The 14,374-nt window shown below is 64.3% G+C and carries 15 protein-coding genes and 1 riboswitch; of the genes, 4 read left to right on the top strand and 11 right to left on the bottom strand.

Annotation, left to right across the window (positions count from 1 at the left end):
- Nucleotides 1-4: 4 nt before the first annotated feature.
- From ACLIJ1_RS18075 to ACLIJ1_RS18050, 6 genes are all read right to left on the bottom strand, one after another.
- Nucleotides 5-673: an urea amidolyase associated protein UAAP2 gene (locus tag ACLIJ1_RS18075; protein WP_411366929.1), complete on the bottom strand. Its 669-nt coding sequence runs from the start codon at nt 671-673 to the stop codon at nt 5-7.
- Between the two features lie 14 nt (nt 674-687).
- A complete protein-coding gene (locus ACLIJ1_RS18070; RefSeq protein ID WP_411367034.1) occupies nt 688-1,386 on the bottom strand; it encodes an urea amidolyase associated protein UAAP1 in 699 nt (232 codons plus the stop codon).
- Nucleotides 1,387-1,561: 175 nt separating this feature from the next.
- A complete protein-coding gene (locus ACLIJ1_RS18065) occupies nt 1,562-2,422 on the bottom strand; it encodes an ABC transporter ATP-binding protein (RefSeq protein ID WP_411366928.1) in 861 nt (286 codons plus the stop codon).
- A gap of 5 nt (nt 2,423-2,427) precedes the next feature.
- Nucleotides 2,428-3,276, bottom strand: coding sequence for an ABC transporter permease (locus ACLIJ1_RS18060; protein ID WP_411366927.1), 849 nt, complete (start codon nt 3,274-3,276; stop codon nt 2,428-2,430).
- A gap of 68 nt (nt 3,277-3,344) precedes the next feature.
- Nucleotides 3,345-3,465: riboswitch (guanidine-I (ykkC/yxkD leader) on the bottom strand.
- A gap of 104 nt (nt 3,466-3,569) precedes the next feature.
- On the bottom strand, nt 3,570-5,987 hold the full coding sequence (locus ACLIJ1_RS18055; RefSeq protein ID WP_411366926.1) for a hypothetical protein: 2,418 nt from the start codon (nt 5,985-5,987) through the stop codon (nt 3,570-3,572).
- Nucleotides 5,984-6,232, bottom strand: coding sequence for a hypothetical protein (locus tag ACLIJ1_RS18050; RefSeq protein WP_411366925.1), 249 nt, complete (start codon nt 6,230-6,232; stop codon nt 5,984-5,986). The genes ACLIJ1_RS18055 and ACLIJ1_RS18050 overlap by 4 nt, the downstream gene beginning before the upstream one ends.
- 236 nt (nt 6,233-6,468) lie before the next feature.
- Here ACLIJ1_RS18050 and ACLIJ1_RS18045 point away from each other — a divergent pair, with 236 nt between their 5' ends.
- Nucleotides 6,469-6,870: an ankyrin repeat domain-containing protein gene (locus ACLIJ1_RS18045; RefSeq protein ID WP_411366924.1), complete on the top strand. Its 402-nt coding sequence runs from the start codon at nt 6,469-6,471 to the stop codon at nt 6,868-6,870.
- Nucleotides 6,871-6,901: 31 nt separating this feature from the next.
- On the opposite strand, the gene ACLIJ1_RS18040 is transcribed toward ACLIJ1_RS18045, so the two are convergent.
- Both ACLIJ1_RS18040 and ACLIJ1_RS18035 read right to left on the bottom strand, forming a co-directional pair.
- Nucleotides 6,902-7,615: an enoyl-CoA hydratase/isomerase family protein gene (locus ACLIJ1_RS18040; RefSeq protein ID WP_411366923.1), complete on the bottom strand. Its 714-nt coding sequence runs from the start codon at nt 7,613-7,615 to the stop codon at nt 6,902-6,904.
- Nucleotides 7,616-7,654: 39 nt separating this feature from the next.
- Nucleotides 7,655-8,278, bottom strand: coding sequence for a YitT family protein (locus ACLIJ1_RS18035; protein ID WP_411366922.1), 624 nt, complete (start codon nt 8,276-8,278; stop codon nt 7,655-7,657).
- Nucleotides 8,279-8,477: 199 nt separating this feature from the next.
- On the opposite strand from ACLIJ1_RS18035, the gene ACLIJ1_RS18030 reads away from it, so the two are divergent.
- A complete protein-coding gene (locus ACLIJ1_RS18030) occupies nt 8,478-8,903 on the top strand; it encodes a helix-turn-helix transcriptional regulator (RefSeq protein WP_411366921.1) in 426 nt (141 codons plus the stop codon).
- Nucleotides 8,900-10,159 carry a type II toxin-antitoxin system HipA family toxin gene (locus tag ACLIJ1_RS18025; RefSeq protein ID WP_411366920.1) on the top strand — a complete coding sequence of 420 codons (1,260 nt, stop codon included), beginning with the start codon at nt 8,900-8,902 and terminating at the stop codon, nt 10,157-10,159. Before ACLIJ1_RS18030 ends, ACLIJ1_RS18025 begins: the two co-directional genes overlap by 4 nt.
- Before the next feature lie 7 nt (nt 10,160-10,166).
- Here ACLIJ1_RS18025 and ACLIJ1_RS18020 read toward each other — a convergent pair whose 3' ends face one another.
- The 3 genes from ACLIJ1_RS18020 to ACLIJ1_RS18010 form a co-directional block, all read right to left on the bottom strand.
- Nucleotides 10,167-10,952: an MBL fold metallo-hydrolase gene (locus ACLIJ1_RS18020; protein ID WP_411366919.1), complete on the bottom strand. Its 786-nt coding sequence runs from the start codon at nt 10,950-10,952 to the stop codon at nt 10,167-10,169.
- Between the two features lie 5 nt (nt 10,953-10,957).
- Nucleotides 10,958-11,638, bottom strand: a complete 681-nt coding sequence (locus tag ACLIJ1_RS18015) for an SDR family oxidoreductase (RefSeq protein WP_411366918.1) — start codon at nt 11,636-11,638, stop codon at nt 10,958-10,960.
- A 75-nt stretch (nt 11,639-11,713) separates the two neighbouring features.
- On the bottom strand, nt 11,714-12,730 hold the full coding sequence (locus ACLIJ1_RS18010; RefSeq protein ID WP_411366917.1) for a helix-turn-helix domain-containing protein: 1,017 nt from the start codon (nt 12,728-12,730) through the stop codon (nt 11,714-11,716).
- A 121-nt stretch (nt 12,731-12,851) separates the two neighbouring features.
- Between ACLIJ1_RS18010 and ACLIJ1_RS18005 the strand changes: the two genes are divergently transcribed.
- Nucleotides 12,852-14,372 carry an amino acid permease gene (locus ACLIJ1_RS18005; protein WP_411366916.1) on the top strand — a complete coding sequence of 507 codons (1,521 nt, stop codon included), beginning with the start codon at nt 12,852-12,854 and terminating at the stop codon, nt 14,370-14,372.
- Nucleotides 14,373-14,374: the final 2 nt, after the last annotated feature.

Genomic DNA, 14,374 nt, shown 5'->3' with positions numbered 1-14,374 from the left:
TCGGTCAGGCGGGGTCCCAGACGATCAATTGAATGGGCGTCGGGTTGTAAGCGTTGCAGGGGTTGTTGAGCTGCGGGCAGTTGCTGATGAGCACCCACAGGTCCATCTCGGCGCGCATCTCGACGTACTTGCCCGGGCCGGACACGCCGTCGTCGAACTTCAGCGCGCCTTCGCCGGTCACCGGCACGTTCATGAAGAAGTTGATGTTGGGCACCAGATCGCGCTTGGTCAGGCCCATGTCGGCGCGCTGCAGGGCGATCAGGTAGTTGTCGCGGCAGCTGTGCATGAACTTCTTCTGCAGCGCGTAACGCACGGTGTTGCTCTCGGCCGCACAGGCGCCGCCGAGGGTGTCGTGGCGGCCGCAGGTGTCGGCGACGATGGTGAGCATGGGCCGCGCGTCGTTGCTGCGGATCACCGAGCCGGTGGTGAGGTAGATGCCGCCCTGGTGCAGCATGGTGTCGGTCGCGCTGTAGTGCTCGGCCAGGTCGTCGCGGTTGTAGAAGATCACGTCGGCGGCCTGGTTGCCCTCGAGGTCGACGATGCGCAGCGTCTGTCCCTTGTTGACGGCGAACAGGATGGGCTCGCCCGCGGGGTGGCGCTGATTCATCACGGCAGCGGCCGGATCGAGCGAGCTTTCCTGGATGCGGATGTCGGTGGCGGTGATGGCGTTCATGTCGGTCTCCTCGCTCACAGGTAAAGCATGTCGCTGTTGTGCAGGGCGCGCGCGTTCTCGGGGCGGAAGGCACGGCAGGCGTCGTTGGCCGGCGCGGCGCCGCAGCGCCAGGCCAGCAGGCCGACCTTCTTCGGCGCCCACTCGGTCGACGGGTCCAGCGGGTGCGGCGCGCTGGAGACCGCGACGATCACGTCCATGTCGAAGCGCAGCTCGACGAAGTCGCCCGCGCGGCTGTGGTCCTTCGCGAAGTGGAATCGGCCCTGCTCGTCGACGCTGACCTTGCTGAACAGGTTGACCGGTGCGACGAGGTCGCGCCTGGTGAGGCCGTACTTGCCGATCTCGATCAGCAGCCCGTCCTTGCCCGAGCGGTGCATGGCGTTGCGCGCCTGCTCGTAGGGCAGCGCGCCGTACTTGGCGTCCATCAGCTCGTTGTCGAGCAGCGCGCCCAGCGGGTCGTGCCAGCCCAGGCTGTCGGCGGTGACGCTGGCCATGCTGCGGCCCATGTCGCTCATCAGCACATGGCCCTTGCCGTAGTGCGCGGTGTGCTGCGCCTTGAGGCTGTCGGGCATGTTGTAGCGCTCGAGTTTTTCCAGCGCCGAGTACATGACGAGACTGACGTTGGCGCCGGCCTCGAGCGCGACGAAGCGGATCGCGCTGCCGCGCGGCATGCGCCAGCTCCAGTGGCTGCCGCCGGGCATGACTTCGCTCCACATCGCGTGGCCGGTGTGCACCCCCGCCAGCGCGGCCTGCGGAAAGCGCTGCCACAGCGCGGGCGCGTCGACCGGCATCGCGGCCGGCGGGTTGGACGGGATCACGCTCAGCGGGTCGCTGAGTGTCTCGGGAACGGGGTAGGTGCTGGTGGGGCTCATGGAGTGTCTCCGCGGGTGGTCACACGGTTTCGGCGGTCAGGCCGGAGAGGCGTTGCAGCTGTTCGAGATCGGTCTTCATGCCCGAGGTCTCGCGGATGCGTTCGAGGATCTCGCGCTTGAGCGCGAGGAACTCGGGCGCGTGCTTGAGGTCCTGCGTGCGCTGGTCGCCGAACGGCACGTCGTAGACGGTGTCGATGCGGCCCGGTCGCGGCGCCATCAGCACCACGCGGCCGCCGAGGTAGATCGCTTCCTCGACGTCGTGGGTGACGAAGACGATGGTCGCGCGTTCGAGCTTGTGCACGTGGCGGATCAGGTCGTGCATCACCTCGCGCGTCTGCGCGTCCAGCGCTCCGAAGGGCTCGTCCATCAGCAGGATGCCGGGCCGGCCCATGAGTGCCCGCGCGATCGCCACGCGCTGCTGCATGCCGCCCGAGAGCTGGTTGGGCCAGGCGTCGGCCGAGGCCTGCAGACCCATCAGCCGCAGCAGCGCGTCGGCGCGGCCCGAGGCCGCTTCGACATCGGCCGAGCTGCGGTTCTTCGTGTGCGCGGCGAGCTGGCGACAGAAGCGGATGTTGTCGAGCACCGACATCCAGGGGTAGAGGCTGTAGTGCTGGAACACCATCGCGCGGTCGATGTCGGGGCCGGCCACCGGCTTGCCGTCCACCAGCAGTTCGCCGCTGGTGTGCGTCTCCAGCCCGCCGATGGTGCGCAGCAGCGTGCTCTTGCCGCAGCCCGAGGCGCCGACGAAGGTGACGAACTCGTTGGGCAGGATGTCGAGATTGATGTGCTCCAGCGCATTCAGCGGCGCGCCGTCGAAGCGCTTGAACAGCTCGCGGATCGCGATCTTGGGTTTGGTGGGGTCGTAGGCAGGAAAGCGCATGGCGGTCAGCCTTTCAGGTAGAGCCACGGAAAGGCGCGGCGGTGCAGCCAGCGGAAGGCCTGGTCGGTCGCCAGGCCGATCAGGCCGATGACGATGATCCCGGCGAAGATGGTGTCGGTCTGCAGGAAGCGCTGCGCGCGCAGGATGGCGTAGCCCAGGCCCGAGTTCGCCGCCACCAGCTCGGCCACCACCAGGTAGGTCCAGGCCCAGCCCATGGTGATGCGCAGCGTGTCCAGCAGCGCCGGCTTGGCGCTGGGCAGGATGACTTTCTCGATCAGCTCGGCGCGGTTGGCGCCCATGGTCTGCGCGGCCTCGACCTGCGCGGCCGGCACGCGCCGCACGTCCTCGGCCACCATCAGCACCATCTGGAAGAAGGTGCCGATGAAGATGATCGCGATCTTGGAACCCTCGTCGATGCCGATCCACAGCATCACCAGCGGAATGAAGGCCACTGCCGGCATGTAGCGGATGAAGTCGGTCAGCGGCTCCAGCAGCGCCTGCACCGAGCGGTAGGAACCGATCAGCAGGCCCAGCGGCAGCGCAAACACCGCCGACAGCACGAAGCCCGCCACCACGCGGTAGATGCTGATGCCCATGTCGCGCATCAGGTCGTTCTCGGTCAGCCAGATCCAGGTCTTGGACAGCACCGACGCGGGCGCCGGAAGGAAGGTCGGGTCCAGCCCGCCCCAGGCCGCCAGCATCGCCCAGCCCAGCAGCGGCGCGATCAGGCCGGTGAGCGCGAGCACCCAGTAGGCGCGGCGGTTGATCGGCGCACGCACCGTCCAGAGCGACGACAGCGGACGGCGCGGCGGTGGCGGAATCACCAGCGGCAGCGAAGGGGGCGACGTGGACATGCGCGGGCTCCTGTTCCGGGGGGACGACGGCCAGAGAGGCTCGCGCACACGCCGCAGCGCGTACCAGCTTCTCCCGGGCTTTTGTCCCTCCGTGGAGCCACACGATCGTGGCCGACCGCTCTCGGACCAGGCGGCGCTGCGGACGACATATATATGTGTGCAGCGCCCGGAACCCTAGCGGTCATTCAAGGCTGCGAGTCACGGTTTTGGTGCACTCGCCTCTCTGTGCTTGGGTTAAAGCAGGTTTGGTGCCAGGACACCGAGCTGCCTCTTTTGAGAGCGTTCCCAGAGGCCTACTTGAAGAAAGTTACTGTGCCCAAGAACCACCAAGAACTTTCATCAAATTTTGAGGTTGGTCCGGAATTCGCCCATTTCCGCAAGTTCTCCGCCCATTGCTTCATCATATCGGTTCGTTCGCTATCCGGCACCAAATCATAAATTCGCAGCACCTCGCGTTGCAGCTCGATATATTTTTTTCTATCTCGACTCCAATCCAACGCTCCCGCGTAAAGAGTTAGGGCCGACAAATAGAGTTCTCTGGAGGTTCGATTCATTCTTCCGCGTTTTTCAATAGCTTGAAATTCTTTCAAGCTAGTCTCAACAAGCAACGGATCCTCCTTTATTCTACTATTTCCTAGAAATGCTAAAGCCATCGCTCCGTATGCAGAACACTTCTCCACTGTCGCCTTGTACCCAGCGCAGCGCATCATCCTACTGCGTAGCAAATCAGAATAGTAAAGCAGTCCACCGCCCTGACGAACAACTAAGTCGCTAACAATCAGACCAGTAATTGAATAAATAATGTCATCAACGTTCTCTGGGCTCCAAGGGCGCATCTCAAATATCAAATCTGAGTATGAAAAGTGCTCCAAATACCTTTCCCAAGCAGAACGATCATAAGCAGAACATTGCAACACAAGCTTTAGAAGTCTCTTTTTTCTAAGTACAGGGACCAGCCCGTCATTTCCCTGCGCAATTTGTGATTCGACCGTTCTCAATGCACTTAAAACAATCGGCTCAGATTTCTCACATCCACCCAAATAGAAAGTCGCCCTAGCATTTAGCTCGAGAGGTTCAGAAGCATCAACATAAACCCCCATTGCGGAAAGTTTGCCAACAGCCGCACTCCACTTAACCGCAGTTTCATTTGCATTTACATAGTCCCCAGCCCTTAGCTGTCTATAACCCTTCTCTGACAAGAGGTGCCCAAGAGACTCAAAGTATTTTGTAGACCCAGATTCTGAGTTAAGCTGGGCCATTGTTTCTTCTGCCCTACGAAAGAAAACTTCGGACTCTTTTTCATGTCCGAACCGGGAATACTCCCGAGCCAAAGAAATGAGTAAATCCACGTGATCAAACTCATATCCTTTCGTGCGCTCAATGGCAGTGGAGACCGCCAGCGATGTTCCAACAAGTTTTGCCCTTGCGTCAGCACCCCCCCGTTCAATCTGCAAGCTAGACAAACTTTCTAGCTCCAGTCCAGCGATATCGATGTTCTTCTCGGTCGAGAACACACCAGAATCAAGTCCGGATCTCAGGTGAGCCACAGCTTTAGAAAGATATTCCCTCTGGGCAGCCTCATCCCCATTAATAGCATTGCTCCGAGCAATGCTGACCAATTGCAACTGCCTCAAGTTAAACCAGACAGTACTGGGGAGGTCTTTTCGAATGATGATTTGCTGAGCACGATCAAATGCTGTCTTTGCAGTATTTGTGTCGCCCACCAAATAAGCCATCGGAACAAGCGCCAAATTGTACCCAGCAACAGTGCTAATAAAGAGATAACAGTTCTTACAATCATCAAAAGCATAGTCGACTGTTGACATCGAGCGTTTAAGCGACTCATAGTCATACAGGTATTTACCACGACCATTCTCAGTCATCATATTCAATTGAAGCTTAAGTATCTGCTCCAGATTCGAATACTCCGAATATCCTCTTGCTTTTGCAAAAGCAGAGAACTCAAGACCCCGATTAATAGTTTCAACTGCCAAGTCGCGTCGCCCTGATTTTATGAGCGCACCAATTGCATATACAAACGAAGCAGTTACCAGACTATCTACCTCTTCTGCCGAATCTTTACTTGCGGCAGCAAGCCAATTGCGATCATGCAGATTCTTGACAAGCTCGATGACATCCTCAATACGTCCCATACTTGTCAACAGGTGAACAGCCAATGCAGAGGCCGGCAAATTCTGAGGGTCAAGCTTGAGTGACGAATCCAAATGCCCCATTGCTTTCGTGGGATTTGAATCAGCGATCGTTAAAGCAAGTTCGAATTCCGCCTTCGAAATTGCTTGATTCAGTTTCTCCGATCTCTTTACCAGCTCCTGAATTGACTTTTCAAGATATTCAGAAGCAGCACTCGAGTTACCTGCCAGATACTTTTCTCGAATCTCCGCGGGTAGCGATTCCACAAACTCCTGGCGGGAGCGTCGAATGATCTTTTCTTCACTACCAAACGATAAACGGGAAATCTCTGCAAGAAATGCGCTCTTCTCTTCTTCGAGTTTAAGAATTCTCCTTTGATCCTCCCTGCTTGATAAGTTATAGATCTTTTTGGATGCATCCAAGTAGACCCGGGCACCATTGTTCGCATTAATCGCAATGCCGGCACCTTCAACTGAGGCTTTCTGCTCAGACTGAGCAAGTACAGTGCGGCAAAAAAGAAGCATCAAAAAGGTAACGACGACCCTAAAAAGCATGCTCATCGTCCAATAGACACCGATGCACCATTGTTCGAGTTCGCTGCAGTTCCATCGCCCTGGACTGTTGCATTCTGTGTAACACCGGACGATGCTCCTGGGGCAGGGTTTGTCGCCGAATCGGCCCTTCCCTTATTAGACTCAATCTCTACAACATTTCCCAGTTTGAACTTTCCGCCGTGTTCGAGGAGCACATAGCCACCTAAAACTCCAAAGGCCAAGATAAGAAACAAAGCCACCTTGCTGTTCATTACACCTCTCCAATTAGGGTTAGATGGCCATTTTTACTACATGCTGATCAAAAAGTCCATCCACTATTCTTGAGAGAATTGTTAATTAAAATACCTAAGACATGAGGGCTGCTTCTATGAAACGCAGCAGCAAACTACACTTCGGATGTCCCACAGCTTTCAACCTCTGGAATTGGGGAGCCATCCCGCCCAAAAGAGAGCTCCATTAATCTATGACCCCCTGGCAACTCCAGCAAATGATCAAAGCCTCCGGCTGGCCCCTGGCCGCGGAGCATCTCGCGCCCGGCGCCGACTTCAACGCGCGGCTGAAGGGCGGGCTGGTGCCGCTGCACTGGGCCTGTGCGGGCGGCAAGGCGGGGGTGGTCAAGCACATGATCGAGCACGGCGCGGACGTGCTGGACGCGGCGGCCGACGGGCAGACGCCGTTGACGATGGCGGTCGGTACGGGCAGCTTTCAGGTGGTGATGCTGGTGATCGACCGGCTCAAGGCGCTGGGCGCACCGCCGCCGGACGAGGCGCTGCGCCGCCGGCTGGCCGAGACCTTTGGCCAGAGCCACACCGACGCGAAGAACCGTCTGCTGCAGACCCTGAAAGACTGGGACCGGCTCGCGAAGAAGCAGCGTCCCCCGGCGACCTGAGTGCCGGGCCGGCCAGGCCGTCAGGCCCTGGTCACACGCCCGCGCCGTCACGGCCCAGCAGGCGCTGCACCCTCGTTTCCTCGTCGACGGCGCGATCGAACTGGTCCAGCCCGATCAGGTTCAGCACCCGCTTGAACTGCGAGGCCACCTCGGGCTGGAGGTCCGCCACGCGCCGGGCCGCGGCGAGGGACACCGCATCCAGCTCGTCCGCCGGCACGCAGCGGTAGACCAGCCCCCAGGCCAGCGCCTGCGCCGCGTCGAACGGCTCGCCCAGCAGCGTCAGCGCCTTGGCGCGCATCGGCCCGATGGCCGAGGGAAGCGTGGTCACCAGACCACCCGTGACGAAGACGCCGAGCGAGGCCTCGGGCAGCTTGAACTTGGTGTCGGCGGCGGCATAGACGATGTCGGCGTTCATCATCCACTCGAAGCCGGCGCCGACGGTCCAGCCGTGCACGGCGGCGATGACCGGGCAGCGGTGCGCAACGATGGCGCGCGAGACGGCTTGCACCAGTTCGAGGTCTTTGTCGGTGGGCGCGGCGCCGACGTCGCGGCCGGCGCAGAAGGCGCGGCCGTTGCCGCGCAGGCGGATGGCACGCACCTCGGGATCGGCGGCTGCGGTGTCGAGTGCGTCGAGCAGGGCTTCGGCCATCTGATTGTCGATGGCGTTGAGTTTGTCGGGGCGATTCAGCGTCAGGGTCAGGACGCCGGCCCCGGATTCCAGCAGGAGTTTGGGTGTGGAAGGCATGGCGCAGGCTAGCAGGTATCCCCGCCCGGCCGCCAGCGCTCAGACCCCGAGGTAGCGCCCCGGCCGGTGGTTGAGCGCGAGGATGGCGCCGATGGCGATGGCGCCCACGACGGACTGCGCGACCTGCAGCGGCGGCAGCACCCACAGTGCCGCGAGGACGACGACGAGATCGACCGACATCTGCACCTTGCCGGCGCTGAAGCCCCGGGACTGCTGCAGCCACTGCGCGAGGATGTTGACGCCGCCCACACTGGCCTGGTGGCGCAGCAGGGCGAGCAGGCCGAAGCCGATCAGGAAACCGCCGAGCACCGACGCGACCCAGGGGTTGAGCAGCTCGAAGCGCACCACCTTGGGCGCCAGCGTGGTGCAGAGCGACACGAGCGCGACGGCGCCGAAGCTCTTGAAGGTGAAGGCCGGGCCGAGCCGGTACCACGAGAGCACGAAGAACGGCAGGCTCAGCAGGAAGAAGAACAGGCCGAAGGGCAAACCGCTGGCGTAGCTGGCGAGAAAGGCGACGCCCGCCACGCCGCCGGTGAGCAGCCCGGCGTGGCCGAACATGGTCATGCCCAGCGCGACGAAGAGCGAGCCGGCGACCAGCGCGTGGGTGTCGTCGAACCAGGAATGGGCGGTGGGGGCGGGAGCGGTCGGGGCGGCGGGGTCCATGCGGGGGGACTAGCACAGGGCGTGCCGCCAGACACATCACAAACATAGATGTTGGTGAACGTGCGTTTATCAACTATCTATGAATATGCTTGTCAACCCGATCCGGGCCGCTCCGCCACAGTCTGTGTTGACCAAGGGTGTCGATTGGCACAGAATATCCATAGATTTTTGTTTTTTAAGCGTCATAGAAACTCTATAAATGCCAAGGCAGAACATCAGCCCCAGCGACTACCCGCAGGCCGTGCGCCAGGAAATCGAGCGGCTGGCGCAGCACATCGTGGTCGCCCGCAAGCGGCGCGGCGAGACGCAGGCGCAATGGGCGCGCAAGCTGGGGGTGTCGCAGCCGACCATGGCCCGCATCGAGCGCGGCGACCCGTCGGTGGCGATGGCGTCGTATGTGATGTGCCTGTGGCTGATCAACCCGTCGCTGGGTCTGGCGGACCTGATCGCCCCGGAGAACGACCACGCGGCGCTGGAGCGGGAGGTCGCCCAGGTGCGCCAGAAACTGCGGCCCCGCAAGGCCGCGGCGGCCTCGCCAGCCCGGCCAACGGTGGCGGGCGCGGGTCATCCGACCGCGTCAGGGCTGGCGTCGCTGCTCGCGGCAACGGAAAAGAAGCCGGCATGACGGCGGCATCCATCACCGCGGCCAGCTATGTTCCCCAGGACACCCTCTACGTCTGGGCCCTGGTCAACCCGGCGGCACCGACCCTCGTGGGCGAGCTGCAGCTTTCGCCGCTGGTGCCCGACTGCGCGACCTTTGCCTACGACGCCGCGTGGTGGAACTTCCCGCTGAGCGAGGACCTGCCGCTGGTGCCGGGCCAGGTGTTTTCTGCGAACGAGAAGGGCAGCGCGCCCGGCGCGATCGACGACGCACGGCCGGACCGCTGGGGCGAACGCATCATCCGTCAGATCGAGCGGCCAGCTCGGCTGTCGGTGCTGGAGATGCTGCTGTTCGCGGGCGACGACCGATTCGGCGCGCTCGGGGTCTCGGTGTCGGCCGAGCGCTATCTCCCGCGCCGCCTGGGGCCTTACCCGGTGCTCGGCGACCTCGCCCGGCTCAGCGCGGCCGTCGAAGACGTGCAGACCCAGGCGCCGATCACGGCAGAGGTGCAGCGCCTGATCCAGCCCGGCGTGACCCTGGGCGGCGCGCGCCCCAAGGCCCTGCTGCAGACCGATGCCGGCTCTTGCGTGGTGAAGTTCAGCGAACTGGACGACGTGGTGGACACGCCGCTGGTGGAGCACGCGACCATGACTCTGGCCGCGGTGGCGGGCATGCAGGTCGCGACCACCGGCGTGCTGCCGCTGCCGTCGCGCCACGGTAAGGCGCGGCACGGGCTGACCATCGAGCGGTTTGACCGCCTGGGCGCCTACCGCCTGCACTGCCTGTCGGCAAAGACGCTGCTGCGCGCCGCGCGCCTGCCGGAGAGCTACGGCGCGCTCGCCACGGTGCTGCTGCGGCTGGCGCACCCGGACCGCCAGGCCGCCATGCGCGAAGAACTGTTCCGGCGCATGGTGTTCAACATCCTGATGGACAACACCGACGACCACGAGCGCAACCACAGCGTGCGGCTGGCGTTCGACGGCTACCACGAGCTGACCCCGGCCTACGACGTGGTGCCCTCGCTGCAGAACCTGGGCTATCAGGCGATGGCGGTGGGCCGCGAAGGCTCGGTGTCCAACCTGGACAACGCGCTGTCGGAGCTCAGCGAGTTCGGTCTGAAGCGGGCTCGCGCCATCGAGCTGATCCGGCAGGTGGCGCGGGTGGTGGACGGGTGGGCAGGGCACTTCGAGCAGATGGGCGTGAGCGCGGCCGACCGCGATCTGCTGCGCGCCAGCATCGACCGCGATGCCCTTCGATTGCAGCGGCAGGCGTATCTCTGACGGCGGCTCAGGCTGCGCGGCCCGAAGCTGCCTGCGCATCCAGATAGGCGCGCACCAGCTCGCGCAGCCGATCGCGCCCGAAGCTCGGGTCGTGGCCGGCGTGCACGACGTCGACGGGCAGCGACAGCAGCCGCTCCATGGTGCGCGCGTAGGCCGCGCGGTCGGAGTGGTGCAGGTTGTCGAGCAGCGGGCCGTCGTAGATCGCGTCGCCGGAAAACAGCGTGCGCGTCTTCGCTTCCCAGAGGCCGATGCTGCCGGGAGAGTGCCCGGGCAGGTGCAGCACCTCGAAGTGGCGGTTGCCCAGGTCGATGGTGTCGCCGTCTTCCAGCTCGCGCGTGACCGTGGCCTGCCGGATCTGCCAGGCCGAGAGGTCGTAGTCGGGCGCCGGCAGGGCGGTGAGCGCAGGGCCGCCGGTCTCGTAGCCGGGCACGTCGATCTCGACCTTGCTCAGGTCGAAGCCGGCGAGTGTGTAGTCCGGGTCGGCGCGGCGCAGGCCGGGCGCTTCGAGGCGGTGGCACCAGCACTCGGCGAACTCGTGGTGGCCGCCGACGTGGTCGAGATGCACATGGGTGGCGAGCGCGGCGACGCGCTGGCCGAACAGGTGGCGCGAGGCCTGGTAGAGGCTGCTCACGCCCAGGCCGGTGTCGACCACCAAGTCGGTCTCGCGGCCGCGGATGTGCCAGATGTTGCAGCGCAGCAGCGGAATGACGTGCGGCTCGGTGACCAGCGTGATGCCGTCGCCGAGGTATTTGAACTCGAACCAGTCGCGGGTGACGGTGGGCAATGGGGCCATCGGTTTCAGCGCGCCGCCCAGCCGCCACTGACCGGGAACACCTGGCCCACGAAGCAGTCGGCCGCGGGGCTGCAGAGGTAGGCGGCGAACAGCGCATCTTCGCGCGCGCGCACCAGCCGGCCCAGCGGCACTTCGCGCGCGAGCCGTTCCTGAAAGCGCGGGTTGGCCTGCACCTCGGGAGGGAAGTAAGTCGGGTTGTCGACGAAGTTCTGCGCGATGGCATTGATCTGCATGTTCTGCGGCGCCAGTTCGACGCCCACGGCTTGAACCCAGGCGAGCTGCGCGCCGCGCGCCGCGCTGTAGGTGGACGCGCGCTTCATGCCGCGCAGGGCCGAGGCGCTGCCCATCACGAGAAACTTGCCGGACCGGCGCGCAATCATGTCGGGCGCCGCTGCCTGCAGCAGCCGCGGCAGCGGATCGACCAGCACCTCGAACACGCGCTGCCACTCTTCTTCATCGACCTGCACCGCCGGGGTCGACGGCGCTTCAAGCGCGAGGTTGGCGACCAGCGCATCGATGTGCCCGGCCTCGCGCACGATCTGTGCGGCGGCGCCGGGCGCGGTCAGGTCGGTGGTGCTGGCGATGACGGTGGCGCCCTGCTCGGCAAACACTTCGCAGAGCGCCGGGCCCATGAAGGCGTCGGCCTGGGTGATGAGGATGCGTTGCCCGCTCAGCAGTTGCTGCATGGTGGTTTCCTGGTCGTGGGACGTGGAAACAGTGTGCCCCTGCGGCGCGGTTTGCACAGCCCGGGCAAGCCCGGATCAGGCGTGCATCGTGCGATCGACCTGGCGGTGCCGCCGCAGCGTGTGCGAGGGGCATTCGCCAAACAGTGCCTGGTAGTCGCCCGAGAAGTGGCCGAAGTGCCAGAAGCCGAACTCGGTCGCGGCTTCGGTGACCGAGCCGGCGCTCTTGAGGCGGCGGCGCACGGCGTTCAGCCGCATGGTGGTCAGCCAGGCCAGCGGCCCCATGCCCCAGGTGATCTGGAAAGCGCTCTGCAGCGTGCGCCGGCTCACGCCCAGCGCCTCGCACATCTCGCCGACGGAAGGCGGATCGCCGAGCCGGTGGGCGACATATTCGGTGGCGCGCACCACGAGGGCGCTCTGCCCGGAGGTGGCACGGGCATGACCCTCGGCCGTCAGCGCGTCGCGCGGTGCCATCGCCAGTGCGATGCGGTCGAGCAGCTGGGTGCGCACCTGCTTGCGCAGCGGCGCGTGGCCGTGGCTGCCGCGGTCTTCGACGATCGGGCCGGCGCTCTGGAACAGGTCGACGAGAAAGCGGCGCAGTTCGCCGAGTACGGCGGGGTCGGCGTGGTGCAGCCCTGCGCGGTCGGCGCGGGCTTGTTCACCGGCGGCGGGTGCGACGTGTGCCTCGAACAGCGGGCGGTCCATCTCGATGCCGATCATGACGTGGCGCTGCGGCGAGAGGAACTCGAAGCCGTCGCGGCCGGAGAACACATGCAGGGTCTCGCCGCTGGCGGCGCTGCCGCAGAAGCGCGCGTCGCCCTGCAGCGCGAGCGGCACGCCGATGGCGAACACGTCGTCGCGCACCCAGCCGGTCTGGTGCACCGACTGGTGCAGGTCTTCGATGAAGAGGCCCACGCCGTCGAGCTGCATCCGCTGCACGGTGCCGTCGAAGCGGCCGCGCGAGAGTTGCAGGTAGCGCTGGTTCCATCCTTGCAGCGCCGCGGCCTGCTCGTCGATGTCGCCAAAGCGCGCGACCGACGCACGGCCGAGCGCCGCCTCGTGCAGCGGAACGCGCTGCACCGGAATGGGGGGCATGGCAGGGACCATGGGCGGTATTAGCAATCGCTGTGCCACAAAGGGTGCTTGCCGAAACGGGATAGCGGGCGATCGGCAAGGGTGCTCGAATGCGCCCGTATTCAACTCCCAGGAGAAGCCTGTGTCCAGTGAAACCCACGCGCACCACGACGACGATTTGAAAGTGCTCCACAGCATGGGCTATGCCCAGGAGCTGGCCCGCAACATGAAGGGCTTCCAGAATTTCGCGATCTCGTTCTCCATCATCTGCATCCTTTCGGGCGGCATCAACTCGCTGGGCCAGGGCATCAGCGGCGTCGGCGGCGCCGCCATCGGCATCGGCTGGCTGCTCGGCTGCGCGGTGAGCTTCGTGTTCGCGCTGGGCATGGCGCAGATCGGCTCGGCCTACCCGACCGCCGGCGGCCTCTACCACTGGGGCTCGATCCTCGGCGGCCGCGGCTACGGCTGGCTCACCGCCTGGCTCAACCTGCTGGGCCTGGTGACCGTGCTGGGCGCCATCAACGTTGGCACCTACAACTTCTTCCTCGGCGCCTTCGGCAGCACGCTGGGACTGGAAGGCAGCTTCGGTCTGCAGGCGGCCTTCGTGATCGGCATCACCGCGGTGCAGGCCATCGTCAACCACGTCGGCATCAAGGCCACGGCCAAGCTGACCGACCTGTCGGGCTACCTGATCTTCCTCGTGGCGGTGGTGCTCACCGTCGCGCTGCTGGCGTATGCCCCGAGCTGGGACTTCTCGCGCCTGTGGACCTTCAAGAACTACAGCGGCCCGGTGGGCGGCGACGTGTGGCCGCAGACCGACAGCATGCTGTTGCTGTTCGGCCTGGGCCTGCTGCTGCCGATCTACACCATCACCGGCTTCGACGCCTCGGCCCACACCGCCGAAGAGACGCAGAACGCCGCCAGCGCCGTGCCCAAGGGCATCATCAGCTCGGTGCTGTGGTCGGCCCTGTTCGGCTACCTGATGCTGGTGGCCTTCGTGCTGGCGATTCCCGACATGGACAAGGCCGCCGCCAGCGGCTGGGGCGTGTTCTTCACCACGCTGGACGCGGTGCTGCCCGGCGGCCTGAAGCAGACGCTGTACATCGGCATCTTCATCAGCCAGTTCATCTGCGGCCTGGCCACGGTGACCTCGGCCTCGCGCATGATCTTTGCCTTCGCACGCGACGGCGGCCTGCCGGCCTCTTCGGCGCTCAAGCGCGTGCACCCGGGCTTCCGCACCCCGGTGGCCGCGATCTGGACGGCCGCCATCATCTCGGTGCTGTTCACCCTCTACACCCCGGCCTACACCACCATCGTGTCGGTCACGGTGATCTTCCTGTTCCTGTCGTACGGCATGCCCATCGTGGCCGGCCTCTTTGCCTACGGCGGCCGCTGGACCAAGATGGGTCCGTGGGACATGGGCCCGGTCTACCGCGTGGTCGCCGTGCTGGTGGCCCTGTCGGTGGCGCTGATCTTCTACCTGGGCGTGCAGCCGCCCAATGACGCCGCGCTCAAGATCACGCTGGCCTTCCTGGCGCTGACCGCCGTGGTGTGGTTCGGTTTCGAGCGCCGCCGCTTCAAGGGCCCGCCGGTGGGCGACGAAGTGAGCAAGCGCCAGGCGCAGATTGCTGCCGCTGAAAAGGCCCTCGACACGGCCGCCTGAGC

Origin of the sequence: Hydrogenophaga sp. RWCD_12 (assembly GCF_046604225.1) — a bacterium.
Taxonomy (GTDB): Bacteria; Pseudomonadota; Gammaproteobacteria; order Burkholderiales; family Burkholderiaceae_C; genus Hydrogenophaga.
The sequence above is the reverse complement of the archived record's forward strand: the minus strand, read 5'-3'. Positions and strand labels throughout refer to the sequence as shown.

Bases quoted from the DNA above. Each gene is read 5' to 3' on its own strand.
- ACLIJ1_RS18075 (WP_411366929.1), bottom strand. From the start codon at position 673: ATGAACGCCATCACCGCCACCGACATCCGCATCCAGGAAAGCTCGCTC.
- ACLIJ1_RS18070 (WP_411367034.1), bottom strand. From the start codon at position 1,386: ATGTGGAGCGAAGTCATGCCCGGCGGCAGCCACTGGAGCTGGCGCATG.
- ACLIJ1_RS18065 (WP_411366928.1), bottom strand. From the start codon at position 2,422: ATGCGCTTTCCTGCCTACGACCCCACCAAACCCAAGATCGCGATCCGC.
- ACLIJ1_RS18060 (WP_411366927.1), bottom strand. From the start codon at position 3,276: ATGTCCACGTCGCCCCCTTCGCTGCCGCTGGTGATTCCGCCACCGCCG.
- ACLIJ1_RS18055 (WP_411366926.1), bottom strand. From the start codon at position 5,987: ATGAGCATGCTTTTTAGGGTCGTCGTTACCTTTTTGATGCTTCTTTTT.
- ACLIJ1_RS18050 (WP_411366925.1), bottom strand. From the start codon at position 6,232: ATGAACAGCAAGGTGGCTTTGTTTCTTATCTTGGCCTTTGGAGTTTTA.
- ACLIJ1_RS18045 (WP_411366924.1), top strand. From the start codon at position 6,469: ATGATCAAAGCCTCCGGCTGGCCCCTGGCCGCGGAGCATCTCGCGCCC.
- ACLIJ1_RS18040 (WP_411366923.1), bottom strand. From the start codon at position 7,615: ATGCCTTCCACACCCAAACTCCTGCTGGAATCCGGGGCCGGCGTCCTG.
- ACLIJ1_RS18035 (WP_411366922.1), bottom strand. From the start codon at position 8,278: ATGGACCCCGCCGCCCCGACCGCTCCCGCCCCCACCGCCCATTCCTGG.
- ACLIJ1_RS18030 (WP_411366921.1), top strand. From the start codon at position 8,478: ATGCCAAGGCAGAACATCAGCCCCAGCGACTACCCGCAGGCCGTGCGC.
- ACLIJ1_RS18025 (WP_411366920.1), top strand. From the start codon at position 8,900: ATGACGGCGGCATCCATCACCGCGGCCAGCTATGTTCCCCAGGACACC.
- ACLIJ1_RS18020 (WP_411366919.1), bottom strand. From the start codon at position 10,952: ATGGCCCCATTGCCCACCGTCACCCGCGACTGGTTCGAGTTCAAATAC.
- ACLIJ1_RS18015 (WP_411366918.1), bottom strand. From the start codon at position 11,638: ATGCAGCAACTGCTGAGCGGGCAACGCATCCTCATCACCCAGGCCGAC.
- ACLIJ1_RS18010 (WP_411366917.1), bottom strand. From the start codon at position 12,730: ATGCCCCCCATTCCGGTGCAGCGCGTTCCGCTGCACGAGGCGGCGCTC.